Origin of the sequence: Pedobacter polaris, from assembly GCF_005116505.1 — a bacterium.
In the GTDB taxonomy this organism is placed as follows: Bacteria; Bacteroidota; Bacteroidia; order Sphingobacteriales; family Sphingobacteriaceae; genus Pedobacter; species Pedobacter polaris.
This window is the reverse complement of the sequence record NZ_SWBR01000004.1, coordinates 329,669-342,542: the sequence shown is the minus strand read 5'-3', so window position 1 is coordinate 342,542 and position 12,874 is coordinate 329,669. Positions and strand designations below refer to the sequence as shown.

The 12,874-nt window shown below is 34.7% G+C and carries 9 protein-coding genes; all 9 read right to left on the bottom strand.

Translation table 11 applies throughout. The features are described 5' to 3' along the window. Positions 1-92: 92 nt before the first annotated feature. The 9 genes from FA048_RS16170 to FA048_RS16130 all read right to left on the bottom strand — a co-directional run bounded on the left by FA048_RS16170 (position 93) and on the right by FA048_RS16130 (position 12,871). Complete coding sequence (locus tag FA048_RS16170) at positions 93-2,018, bottom strand: glycoside hydrolase family 88 protein (RefSeq protein ID WP_136843024.1); 1,926 nt, start codon at positions 2,016-2,018, stop codon at positions 93-95. A 1-nt stretch (position 2,019) separates the two neighbouring features. After that, positions 2,020-3,690, bottom strand: coding sequence for a glycoside hydrolase family 28 protein (locus FA048_RS16165; RefSeq protein WP_136843020.1), 1,671 nt, complete (start codon positions 3,688-3,690; stop codon positions 2,020-2,022). 235 nt (positions 3,691-3,925) lie between these two features. Next, a complete protein-coding gene (locus FA048_RS16160; protein ID WP_136843018.1) occupies positions 3,926-5,542 on the bottom strand; it encodes a glycoside hydrolase family 43 protein in 1,617 nt (538 codons plus the stop codon). A 100-nt stretch (positions 5,543-5,642) separates the two neighbouring features. Further along, the gene (locus FA048_RS16155; RefSeq protein WP_136843015.1) at positions 5,643-6,593 is read right to left on the bottom strand and encodes a pectinesterase family protein; all 951 of its coding nucleotides are present in this window, start codon (positions 6,591-6,593) and stop codon (positions 5,643-5,645) included. Positions 6,594-6,734: 141 nt separating this feature from the next. After that, a complete protein-coding gene (locus FA048_RS16150) occupies positions 6,735-7,727 on the bottom strand; it encodes a pectinesterase family protein (RefSeq protein ID WP_136843012.1) in 993 nt (330 codons plus the stop codon). Between the two features lies 1 nt (position 7,728). Then, positions 7,729-8,502 carry a rhamnogalacturonan acetylesterase gene (locus FA048_RS16145; RefSeq protein WP_136843009.1) on the bottom strand — a complete coding sequence of 258 codons (774 nt, stop codon included), beginning with the start codon at positions 8,500-8,502 and terminating at the stop codon, positions 7,729-7,731. 44 nt (positions 8,503-8,546) lie between these two features. After that, on the bottom strand, positions 8,547-9,242 hold the full coding sequence (locus tag FA048_RS16140) for a rhamnogalacturonan acetylesterase (protein WP_225872565.1): 696 nt from the start codon (positions 9,240-9,242) through the stop codon (positions 8,547-8,549). Between the two features lie 106 nt (positions 9,243-9,348). Beyond that, a complete protein-coding gene (locus FA048_RS16135) occupies positions 9,349-11,010 on the bottom strand; it encodes a DUF4957 domain-containing protein (protein WP_136843004.1) in 1,662 nt (553 codons plus the stop codon). Between the two features lie 16 nt (positions 11,011-11,026). Then, positions 11,027-12,871 (bottom strand): RagB/SusD family nutrient uptake outer membrane protein, encoded by a 1,845-nt coding sequence (locus FA048_RS16130; protein ID WP_136843002.1) that lies wholly within the window; start codon positions 12,869-12,871, stop codon positions 11,027-11,029. Positions 12,872-12,874 lie beyond the last annotated feature (3 nt).

Here is a 12,874-nt window from a genome sequence, read left to right as displayed (position 1 = left end):
TTTATTTAACCGCAAAGACACGAAGAGCGCAAAGACTATGGTTCTATATGTCCTTATATCTTCCCGACTTTCGGACTTCACTGACTTCTCAACTATTTTACTTGTTTTGTTAACCAGTTTACTAGATCATTTGCCGCTTTAAAATTGTCATAGCTAGCTGGTAATTTTCTTGCATCAACATATTCATTATACAACCATGGATCACCAATTACAAAAACAGTTCCTTTCCCGTATTTAGTTACAGCAATTACATTGTCTCCGTCTTTGTCTTTTAAAATTGGTCTTGCATTACCTGAAAGCTTTAAACTACTATATTCTTTAATGAAAAGGTCTTTTGCGTTTTTAAAAATTTCATTTCCTGCTGGAACTACAACTTTAGCTGTTTCGAATACCCCAGCAACTGGAACTCTTCCTTTGGTTTCTCCATTAAAATGAAAACCAAATTTGTTGGCTAATTTATTGAAATGTTCCAGTTCTACATTTGGACCATCATTACCCATTAATACCAAAACGCCACCTGCATTTACCCAATTAGCAATATTTGCAATGTCTTTTTCTTGAATGAAATTAGGTTTGGTTGATTCTTTTTCACTATCTGGATCGACAATAATATAAACTGATGATCCTTTTAAATTTTCTAAAGTAGGTGCCTGGTACAAAGTTTTGTTTTTAAACCCAGACCTTTCAAATACCTCACCTAAGAAGGTGAAGCCGTTATTATCTCTGGCATCCCACTTATAATGCCAAGAAAGGTCATTATTGCTTTGATCCTTTTTAACTTCATTGTTAAAATAAGAGTCGAGCATTACGGTTTTACCTAAGCCTGGTTTTGGTAATGCAGCAATTTCCATTTCATTAGCTGCGCATAAAAATGCACCTACCCCTTTTGCATCGTTAGTAATTACTTTTTCGCTCATATAATAAGCGTAACTTCCATCACGATAAGGTTTTCCGCCAAGGCCAGAAACAGCAACAGTTCCTTTTAAATTAACTTTATCCGTTCCTACTTTCTCTATAAACTCTTTTTGAATCCCTTTATAACCTTTATCCGCTACTGCGAAATAAGAAGTTGGCAACCAGCCCATTCTAACTGCTTTAGCAAACGTGTAAACAAACATACTTGAAGCAGATGATTCGAAATAATTGCCTTTGCCTTGTGGTTTATCTAAAATATCATACCACAAACCAGATTTAGTATCTTGAACTTTTTTCGTTGCTACTGCAAAACGATTTAAAATAGCTAATAATGCTGCACGTTTCGGATGATTTTGAGGAAAGTTATCTAAAACATCAACCAGAGCCATGCCATACCAACCCATTGCTCTTGCCCAAAAATTAGGAGATTTGCCTGTAGTTTTATCAGCCCATTGCTCTTTTTTAGATTCATCCCAACCGTGATATAACAAACCTGTTTTTGCCTCTCTTGAATTTTTCTCCATCCAAATGAATTGGTTAGCGATATCATCAAAAGCTTTCTCATCTTTAATTAAAGCTGCGTACTCTGCATAAAATGGTTCGCCCATGTACAATCCATCTAACCACATCTGGTTTGGATAGATTTTTTTATGCCAAAAGCCACCTTCCTTAGTTCTAGGTTGCTCTTTTAACTGATTCCATAATACAGTTGCCGCTTTAAAATATTTTGCCTGTCCAGTTACTTTGTATAGCGTTAATAAAGTACGTCCATTCTTTACATTATCTATATTATGGTCTTCTATTTTGTACATTTTGATGTCGCCATCTTTAGTAACATACGCATCCATACAAGCTTGCATGTATTTAAAATATTCATTGTTAGCCGTTCTTTTCCAAACGCCATCAATGCCTTCTAAAATCACACCTTGATCATAAGACCATTTTACTGGTCTAAAATTATTAGAATTTGTGTTAGTTGAATCCTTAGACAAGGCCAGCACTTGGTCTGCCATTTGTTGAGATAATGGTTTTACTTGAGCACCAACATGAAAAGCTAAACTTGTTAAAGTTGCGAGTGCAAAATACTTAAGGGATCTGTTCATACTATTTATTAATCTGCAATGTTTTTTCATCTGCACCAGCCAAAAATTCACTTTTAGCTTTTGCTTTAGTAGCATCTAATCCTGAAGATTTAATGGCACTATTTCTATCTCCGCTAATACGGAAAAGTAGCTGTGCAGAGTTATAATTAATATTTTTAAACTCAATCACATTTCCATTCTGAATATTTATCAATGGATCTGTGTCACTGGTAATTAAATTTACATTAGTTAATTTTATGTTTTTTGCTTCCTGAATATCAATACCTTCCTTAGCCTTTATTGTCATATTATCTAAAGTAATGTTACTAATACTCATTTCTGGCAAACCTCTTATAAATACAGCTTTAGAAGCGCCATCACATACCACATCTGTAATGTGGAAATCTCTAAAAATAGGTGTTTCTTCTGTTACGGGTAATAATTCAACTTTCGGCGCATCTCTTTTTTCACCTTTTAATGGAACTGGATCTACAGCTGCATAATACATATCAAACAAAATAGCTTCACCTACAATACCTGTCATGTTAATATTTTTCACGAAAATATTTTCAACTACACCGCCCCTACCACGTGTTGTTTTAAATCGAAGACCAATATCAGTGCCAATAAATGAACAATCAGATACAAAGATATTTTTAGCCCCGCCAGACATTTCACTTCCAATTACAAATCCACCATGTGCATGATAAACCGTACTGTTGCGAATAATTACATTCTCTGTTGGCATTCCGCGTTTTCTGCCTGCAGCATCACGACCAGATTTAATGCAAATCCCATCATCACCCACATCAAACGTACTGCCCTCAATTAATACATTTTTGCAAGATTCGATATCGATACCATCGCCATTCTGAGCATACCAAGCATTTTTTGCATACACATTTCTAACTGTTAAATCTTCACACATTAATGGATGAATATTCCAAGCTGGTGAATTTTGAAAGGTTACCCCCTCTAATAAAATCTTTTTACAAGATGTAAAAACCAATAAATTTGGTCTTAAAAAGTCTTTAACTGATTTAAAGAACTCTGGTGTTTTAGCTGGAGTAATCTCTCCTGGATTTTTTAATTTAGCTGCTTTTAAAGATTGCTCTGAGGGATACCATGTTTTTTTATCCTCAGTAACTACACCGCCAGAAGCTACCAATTTTGACCATTGACTTTCATTTAATTTGTCTTTTTTAACCATTCGCCAAGCATCACCCGCACCATCTATAATACCGTAACCTGTTACGGCTATATTGGTTTGATTGGTTGCCCATAATGGAGATTGATTGCGCATTTGAGCTAAACCCTCCCAATTACTAGCTACCAAAGGATATTGATCAAAATCTCTCGTAAATTGAAGGAGTGAATTCTTTTGTAAATGTAGGTTTACATTGCTTTTTAACTCTATTGGTCCAGTAAGCCACATTCCTTTTGGCACTACAACTACACCACCACCTTTTTTGTTGCAGGCAATAATTGCATCATTGATTGCTTTGGTGTTTAGCGTAATTCCATCATTTTTAGCGCCAAATTTAACAATATTGAAGGTATCTGTTTTGAAAGAAGTTTTGGCAATAACAGGGAGGTTGCTCCAAGAATAAGGTTGCTTTGCTTTTGTTTGTGCATTGGCAACTAACGAAGCGAAAAATATTAGTGTAAAGATAGTTGTGACTATTTTTTTCATCCAGGAATACAATTTATATTGGTTTTAGTTCAGTTACGGGTTAGGTTACGTATTTGGGCTTAAATTTAATTCCAGCCTGTAACTCATAACATTTAACCTTTAACACATTGTCAATAACAAGTCTACACAGTTTAATGGACTAATGAAACAAAATGGCAGAAAATAACTGTGCAATCGTTACCAATCTAGAGTTGTAAGTTTTAGGTTGGTATATCAGAGCGTATTACTTCATAACTTACTTCTCTATTCTAAAAAAATCAAAATCGGCATAGCCAGCATCATTAGTTTGTTGTTCTCTAACGCAAAACAGGCCTACTTTAGCACCTATCCATTTTCCTGGTTCTGCCTGAAAAACATCATTTACTTTTGTAAACTTATCTCCATCTAAACTATAACTGAATTGACATTTTGCTCCTTCACTTACGGTTACACTCAAAAAAATGGTTGGAGAATTTAATTTAATTAATGTTTCTTCCCTTTCGACCTTGCCTTTATCTGCTGCTTTGCAAGTGGTATAAACCAAATAGTTTCCATCTTTTTTACTTTTAACAGCTAGGTTGGCATAACTTAATCCAGCTATAATTAAACCCGTTTTTTCATTTTCTAATTTGGTGTTTGGTGTAAAGGTTAATTTAGTAACTGTAGTAAATTTCTCTGTTGGAAATTTCTGCATTAAAATATTTGGCACTTCCCAATAATTTTTGGCGCTATCTGGCACTTTTACAGAATATAGCCTCAACATCCCTTTTGTAGGATTTAAAAACGACCAAGTAGCCGATGGATTCGCTTGCCACTGCCATTGTAAACCTAAATTTATTCCATTAAATTCATCACTTTCAGCAGGGGTTGTTATGGTAACTGGTTTTGCTGTGGCAGGTTTTTTATAAACTAAAACTGGCTCGCCAATTCCATCACCGTCGGCATCTACTCCAATTACTGGCCAATTGTTTATCCATTTCATAGGTTGTAAATGAACCACTCTACCATAAGCATTTTTATCCTGAAAGTGCAAAAACCAATCTTCGCCCGTTGGTGTATTGACCCAAGCACCTTGATGAGGGCCATTTATTGGGGATTTACCCTGATCTAGTGCAACTTTACGCTCATAAGGGCCATAAATATTTTTAGATCTTAAAATGGTTTGCCATCCCGTTGAAACACCTCCACCTGGTGCAAAAATGTAGTAATAACCATTTCTTTTATAAAATTTTGGTCCTTCTATTGTTGGATCTAGCTCATGACCATCGTAAACCAACTTCCCTTCATCAATTACTTTATCGCCTGTGGCATTCATCTTTTTAACTACAATTATGCTTTTAATTCCAGCCCTACTACCCGCATAGGCATGAGCGAGGTATACCTTACCATCTTCATCCCAAAGCGGACAAGGGTCTATCAAACCTTTTCCTCCTTCAACCAATACAGGATCAGTCCAAGGACCGGCTGGATTTTTAGCTTTGGTTAAATAGATACCAAAATCTGGATCTGGGTAATAGATATAAAACTCGCCATTGTGAAAACGAATAGCCGGTGCCCAAACCCCATTTCCGTGTTGGGTTTTAGAAAAATGCTCAAATGGTGGTTGTCTCTTTAAGGCATGGCCGATGATTGTCCAATTCACTAAATCTTTTGAATGAAGAATTGGTAAACCGGGGATGGCATCAAAGCTCGACGCAGTTAAATAAAAATCATCGCCAACTCTAACTACATCTGGATCTGAGTAATCTGCATCAATAACTGGATTTTTATATTTTCCATTCCCTAAATCTGGAACCCAAACTTTAGAAATGTCTTTTTGAGCAGAGGCTGAAATGGAAAATAAAAGTAAAAAAATAAGGATCGGTAATTTCATAATGCTTTTTATTTATTATCATCACCCTTAATTAGTTCAGGGTCTTCCTAGTAGGCAGATGCTGAAACAAGTTCAGCATGACGTTAGTTATCATTCTGTTTTACTCAGGCAACCAATTTGTAGCACCTGTAAAAATGTTTTTTAAAGTATAAAGTTTAGCTTCTTTTTTAGTGAGCTGCTCAGACCAAGCCACCCTACTTTCTTTTACAAAACCAGGTCCTTTTGAACCGTATTCTGCATATAATGTAGTTTTATGGTTTTCATTATTATTCCAAACATGCCATCCCTCTGGCAAAATATGTTTGCCCATTTCGGTATTAATAAAAACCGTTTTTGCATAAGAACGCCAAGGGCGACCTAAATAAACCTTATTTGCATTTGAATCTGCCGTTAGCTTACAATCTAAAAATACAAATCCATAGGCTTTACTTTGAGAAGTTGATGCTGCAGTGATATAAGAATTCTTTTTACTGTGAATATGACAATTTTTAAAAACAACCGTGGCAGCACCAAAAATAAAATCGGTAGTTCCTTCAATGTAACAATCTACATAATACTGTCTGCTTGTATCTGTTGATGGAAATAAAGTGTCTTGATTACCTAAAATTCTACATTTCTTAATGATTACTTTATCAGCTTCTACATGTAAAGCAACTGCTTGTCCAACTGTTCCAGCAGAATTCTCAAAGGTTAAATTTTCTGCTGTAAACCCATTGCCTTGTACCAACACAGTATATGAAGTATAAGTACTTAATCCATTTTTACCAGAATAATCATCATAAGTGATAATGGTTTCCATGGCGCTTTCACCAATTAAAGATATTCTAGTTTTTTGGGCAGGAATAACCAGTTTTTCTTTATAAATTCCCTTTTTAATATAAATAGGCACCTGTACTTCAGACCAGTCTCTTACTGCATAAACCGCTTCTTGAATAGTCTTAAAATCTCCACTTCCATCTTTTGCAACAGTAAAAGATTTAGGAAATGTTTGTACTTGCGCAACAGCAGATAAAGTGACGAAAAGAAAAAGGCTTGTTAGTATTGTTTTCATTTTTAAGTTTATCATTCTGTGAAGGAAGAAGCAATAGAATCAATTATTTTTATATTTTGGAGCCTTAGTTTAATAGGAGATTAGCTTGCTGAGCAATCGTGTTTCTTCGCCGTCTCTCAATAACAACACTCCATTCTCTATCTATTCTTTAGGGTTCCAGCCATTTAAAACCTTGTCTAGGCTATATTCTTTTATTGTAGTTTCATCTAATTGATGCGACCAACTTACGCGACCTTTTGGGTTTGCACCTACTCCTGTACTTTTATACTCAGCATAAAAGACAGTTTTTTCATTGCTCTCTTTACCCCAATTGTTCCATCCTTCAGTTTTAATAACCTTACCTAAGTTACAATTGATAAAAACAGCTTTTGCATACGGCCGCCAAGGTCTACCCAAAAAAAAGGAATGATCTGGAGCATCGCCCGTAATTTTACTATTGATAAAAACATAACCGTATTTTGAAGTATCAGGAGAAGAAGAGGCAGTTATATAGCCACCTTTTTTGCAGAAAATCTCACAATCATCAAATACAGCGGTTGAGGAACCAAAAATAAAATCTACTGTACCTTCTATATAGCACTTATAATAATACTGGCGACTTCCATAACCATAAGTGTATAAAGTATCTTGAAAGCCTAACATTCTGCAATTGGTAAACTTGGCTTTATCTCCTGCTACAAACAAAGCCACCGCCTGTCCTACTGGTCCGGCGCTATTTTGGAAAGTAATATTTTCTGCAGAAAAACTTTCTCCATAAATATAAAAGCTTGATGAACCAGATGTACCTTTCTCCTCGCCAAAAGCATTCTTTTTTTGAGCCCAATCATCAAAAGTTAAAATGGTTTTTTCTACATTTTCACCAATCATTTTCACCAACTTTTTGGAGGCAGAAAGATTTAATTTTTCTTTATAAATTCCATTTTTAATATAAATAGTAGTTGGTGTTTTTCTAAAATCTGGTACTGCATTAATTGCTTCCTGAACGGTTTTAAAATTACCAGAACCATCTTGAGCAACTATATAATCATATTTTGTATTGAGAATTGAGAATTGCGTATTGGGCTTTGCACTAGCAAAAATGCCATTCAACAATATAACAACCCAACAATAAAACAATCCTCTTAAAAACTTCATATTATAATTTCTTCATTGCATTAAAAACCAGTTGTGCTACGGCAATAGCTCCTTCTTTTTGAAAGTGAGTGTTATCTTTTTGTCCATTTGGATATCCTTGATATAGTCCTTTATCAAAATTCATAAAGTATTTTGTTGTTACATCAGCCTGTCCTTTGCTTGTAAATGCATCAATAGAAAGCTGTGTTAAATCTATCAGTTTTACATTTAACTCTTTAGCAACTTCTTTTACTGCATTAGGGTATTCACCATGCACATTGGCCAGCTTACCATCCTTCCAAGGATAATTTCTATTCACTGGAGTAATTAATATTGGGATTGCACCTTTTTCTCTCGTTTGGTTTACATACAACCTTAAAAACTCTTTATAACCATTAATGTTCACATAACGTTCTGGTTTATCAACCGCTGCATCATTGTGTCCAAATTGCATCATTACAATATCATCCGTTTTTAATGCTTTATAGACTTCAGCCCATCTGCCTTCTTCAAAAAAAGTTCGTGTACTCCTACCACCTCTGGCTTTATCTACAATTAAAACACTATCGCTTTTAATTAAATTCTTTACCAATGCTAAGCTGTCTTTTTTAAAGAAAGGTTGAAAAACTTGCCCCCAGCCATTTAGTGGAAACTTCTTTTCCATATAGCCAGAATCTAAAGTATAATCAGCCACTGTAGAATCGCCAATTAAAAAAATCTGAACAGGTTTTTTAACAGGGCGAAATGCCAATAGGGTGACAACGCAGATAATTAATATTTTAAAATATAACTTCATTAATGATAATCAATTTACAACTGAGATTTTACTCTGGACAACAATTATTTAATTAAATGTTTTGCTAACCTTGTTTTCGTTTCCTTAATCCCTTCAGCCACTAAGCTTGCAAAAGCTTTTGCGCCCTCTACATTTAAATGAGTATTGTCTGTAAGCCCTTTTGGATAATTTACATGACCAGAATCAACATGATTGTATATCTTTTTAGAAGGTTCATCTCCTAAAGAACTAACAAATTTTTCAGTTTTACGCTGCATATCAATTAATGGAATATGTAATGAATCAGCAAGTTTTCTTACCACATCAGGATAACCTTTGTGCGTATCTACCAATATGCCATTCTGAAAATTACGACGAACAATTGGTGTCAATAAAATTGGATATGCTTTTTTAGCTTGGGTCTCTTGGATGTATTTGATCAGATTAGCTTTAAATTCATCTAATGAAGTTCCAACTTTTGGATTTTCAATCTTCTCATCATTATGACCAAATTCTATCAGTACAAAATCACCTTCTTTTAATGTAGTTAGTATAGCTTCCCATCTTTTTTCATTGATAAAAGACTTGGTACTTCTCCCATTTAAGGCCCTATTATCTATCTTAACTTCGGTATCAAAAAATGGTTGCAATTCCATTCCCCATCCAGTCTCTGGAAATTTATCTTTTGCTTTATTTGCCGCTGTAGAATCACCAATGATATATAAAGTGATACTATCTTTCTCCCAAACAGTGAAAGACATTAGGGTAAATATTGAGATTGAAAATAAGTAAATAATTCTTCTTCGCATCAGCATAAAATTAACAATAAAAAAGATGAAGCTTTGCTTCATCTTTTTTATTAGTATATTAATAAGTCCATCTCGGATCCCCAATAGCTGTACCTGTATTACTTGCAGTTCTTAGAGGTGAGCCAGTAGGTAATTCAAATGTCGGAGTAGCGTGTGTCCATCCTAAGTCAATTGCTAAACTATTTGATTGCACTGGTAAGGTTAATGGTGTTGTACCAGGATTAGTAGTATATAAGTTAAAAACATTATTATAAGACAAAGTGATTGCTGCAACACTTGCCCTAATTGCAGCTGTATTAGGCGCAGATGTAGATTTTGGAGTATTAGCAATGATGCTATTCGTAAGTGTGAACTTAACTGGCTGAGCATTAGCATCAAATAGTACATATTTGCTTGTACCACCCCCACCAAAGCTATTAAAAGTAGAGTAACTGATGTTAATTGATGGATTTGTTGTAAAAGTAACTGCCGCATTTGCTGTCACTAAACCAGGGCCAAAATTAGAAAATGTAGATTTAGTGATATTTAATGAAGCAAAATCCAATTTATTCAAGTGGAAAGTAAAGTAAGAAGAAGCACCGTCGAGTCCAACTGTATGAACAATTGAATTGTTAACTGTTATACTTCCAATTTTATAAGATCCTCTATCAGCTCTTAAGAATGAAGTAGCCACACCGTGTACAATGCAATTATCGACTAAAATATTTGTAAAAGTTGCTGCTGATCCAACACTTGCCTGTGAACCAATAAAATTAAGAAAATAAAGAGATGCATAATTTGTCCCATCTAAATCAATTCCAGAAAGCGTAATACCTGCACCCGTACCTTCTATATCAATCTCTTTAAAATTAACTTTTGTATCTGATGGTGAACCTGAAGTTGATTTTAATGTAATTGTTTTTTGAGTAATAAATACCGTAGCAGGCAAGTTATATACACCTGGATTTAAGCCAATTACTGCACCATTAGTCGCAGCAGAAATTGTTGTTGCTAAGTTATCTGTAGGAGAAATAATTAAGGTATAAGTGGTTACCGGTAATGTTGTAAATTCTAGCAAGCCTTTATCTTTTGTTCCTGCAAAAATTTGAGCAGTATATTTCACATTTCCAGTTAAACCAGTAATTGTTTTTAAACCATAGGTTATCCCCGCTACAACACCACCAGCAGTTAAATCTGAAGCTGTTAATGCAACTGTTATTGGCGCTCCTGTTGCTGGTGTTAATTTAATGCTACTTAAGGCTGGATCACTGATAAAACGAAGACCTACAGATGTTTCTCTTAATTCTGTTTCACGAATTTGTGTAAACATTTGTGTTCCGGTAATGGTCACGGTTGAGGTACTTACAATATATTTCGATTCTGGCTGGTTTTCAAATGCATTAGCCTTAATTCGGATATAATATGGAATTCTGATAGTTAAATTTTCATCAGTTACCTTAATGCCAGCCGTATCTACAACTTTAGTAAAATCAACAGTTGTAAAGGCTGCATCTTTAGAAAAATCAACCGTATAAGTTAATGCTTTACCAGAAGAAAATAAGGGAACAGCCCATTTAATATCAGCAGAAGTTTGACCAGCTGTAATTGAAATATTACTTGCCTTAAATAAACGAGCAGGGTCTAATGTTTCTTCCTTTTCTTTTTTACAAGCTGTAATTAGCAATACTGCTGCAAATAATAACAGGATTTTTTTGCTTGATTTGTTAATAATCGATTTCATATCTAATATTTTAAAATTAATAACCAAAGTTTTGTACCATGTTCGTGTTCTCGTTCAGGGCTGTTTTTGGATATGGAAGTAATTCTTTTTTATTTGGTTCGAAATAAAGGGCAAAACCTGTAGAAATACTTGTAATTTGATTATCAGTAGTTAATGCTTTTCTCCAGTTTTTAACTGTGTATCCAGATCCAGCAGGTGCAGTAGATGAATTTAAACCCGGTGAGAATAAAACAACGTTAGGAGCACCGCCATATAAATCTAAGCTCGCTACTTCTGTTACGCTTGGTGTTAAATTATAGTTAGATTCTTTAGCATAAACATAGTTAGGCACGTTTACGTACGGACCAGTTCCATCTATTAATTGTTGTAGTTTAACACGTGTTTCTATAAACTTACTATTGATCAAATTCCAACGGATTAAATCAAATTTTCTAATTGCTTCCCCTCCAAATTCTAACAATCTTTCTTTAACAATAGCGTCAAAGAAGCCTGATTTTGTAGTTGGCGTTACAGGTATGTCTGATTTAAACCCTATAAAAGCTCTTTCTTGAACGTCTCTTAAGGCCTTAATTGCCACAGCAGACGGACCATTGCCAATTTCATTATCTGCCTCTGCATACATCAATAAAATATCTGAAAAACGTAAAATAGGCCAGTTTACAGCAAACTGTTGAGAAGACGATTTACCATCGAAGTTTGTCCAAGATTTGCGAAATTTCGCATCAGTAAAATTATTTAAAGTATTAATTATCTTTTTTGAAGTTGCAGTGATTTCAAAAACACCTAAGGTTACGTCTCTACGACAATCTTTACTAGGATCAAACTCATAAAAATAAGTTGCAATGGCATTCATGCCTCCACCCCCAGTTCCATAAGTTGACGATGCATTGAAGCGAACACCATTGTAATAACCTAATTTACTATCTGTATTTGCATTTGTACCAAAAGCAGCAACTTCAAACATCAACTCATTTTCATTATCTAATCTTGCACCATGCAAACTCTTAAAAATATTTTCATAAATAGGGTTTAATCCATGCGAATTATTGTCCATTATTGCTTTACATTCATCTTTAGCAATTTGGTAATATTTAAGGTAGTCTGAACTTCTTTCCATCAGATTAGTTTTTGACCTCAGTGAATAACCACCTCTTGCTAAAGCAATTCTAGCTCTTAAACCCTTAATTGCACCTTTTGTAAACCTAAAACTTCCATACTCAGGAATTTCTATTCTCCATGGAACTAGCTCAGATGCTACTTTTAGATCTTCAATGATTTGATCATAAGTTTGGTCTCTATCTGCATTAGCAGGAAAAAGAGTTTCTGCGTCTGCAGCAGGTACAAATCGTTGTGGAACGTCTCCCCAGTTACGAATTAATTCATAATAAAACTGTGCCCTTAGTGCTAAAGCTTCACCATGGTAACGTTTCATTAATGCTTGCTCGGCAGGTGTACCACTGGTGTATAATTTAGAAAGAGGGATGAATTTTATACATAAGTTTGCTCTTTCGATACCAGAATATAACTGTGCAAATGGCTGTATCAAATCTGTATTATCTGAACTAGCTCCATACATGCTAATTCCGCGTCTATCAGAAGGACTATAACTTCCGGAAGTTTTAAAATCATCAGCTGTTATGCCAAACAAAGTTGAGATACGGCTCCCATAACCATTATCCCCTATTAACCTATTGTATACACCTATTAAGGCAGTATTAGTTGTTGATGTGGTTTCAAAAACGACTTCTTCTGAAGATGTTGATGGAGATTCGAAATCCAAGAACTTTTTACAAGATGGGTTGATCATTATTGCCATTACAGCTAAAACTACAACGGTGTAATTTATAATTCTATTTTTCATATT

Excerpts from the sequence above, each read along its gene's own strand:
- FA048_RS16170 (WP_136843024.1), bottom strand. The coding sequence starts at position 2,018 with ATGAACAGATCCCTTAAGTATTTTGCACTCGCAACTTTAACAAGTTTA.
- FA048_RS16165 (WP_136843020.1), bottom strand. The coding sequence starts at position 3,690 with ATGAAAAAAATAGTCACAACTATCTTTACACTAATATTTTTCGCTTCG.
- FA048_RS16160 (WP_136843018.1), bottom strand. The coding sequence starts at position 5,542 with ATGAAATTACCGATCCTTATTTTTTTACTTTTATTTTCCATTTCAGCC.
- FA048_RS16155 (WP_136843015.1), bottom strand. The coding sequence starts at position 6,593 with ATGAAAACAATACTAACAAGCCTTTTTCTTTTCGTCACTTTATCTGCT.
- FA048_RS16150 (WP_136843012.1), bottom strand. The coding sequence starts at position 7,727 with ATGAAGTTTTTAAGAGGATTGTTTTATTGTTGGGTTGTTATATTGTTG.
- FA048_RS16145 (WP_136843009.1), bottom strand. The coding sequence starts at position 8,502 with ATGAAGTTATATTTTAAAATATTAATTATCTGCGTTGTCACCCTATTG.
- FA048_RS16140 (WP_225872565.1), bottom strand. The coding sequence starts at position 9,242 with ATGTCTTTCACTGTTTGGGAGAAAGATAGTATCACTTTATATATCATT.
- FA048_RS16135 (WP_136843004.1), bottom strand. The coding sequence starts at position 11,010 with ATGAAATCGATTATTAACAAATCAAGCAAAAAAATCCTGTTATTATTT.
- FA048_RS16130 (WP_136843002.1), bottom strand. The coding sequence starts at position 12,871 with ATGAAAAATAGAATTATAAATTACACCGTTGTAGTTTTAGCTGTAATG.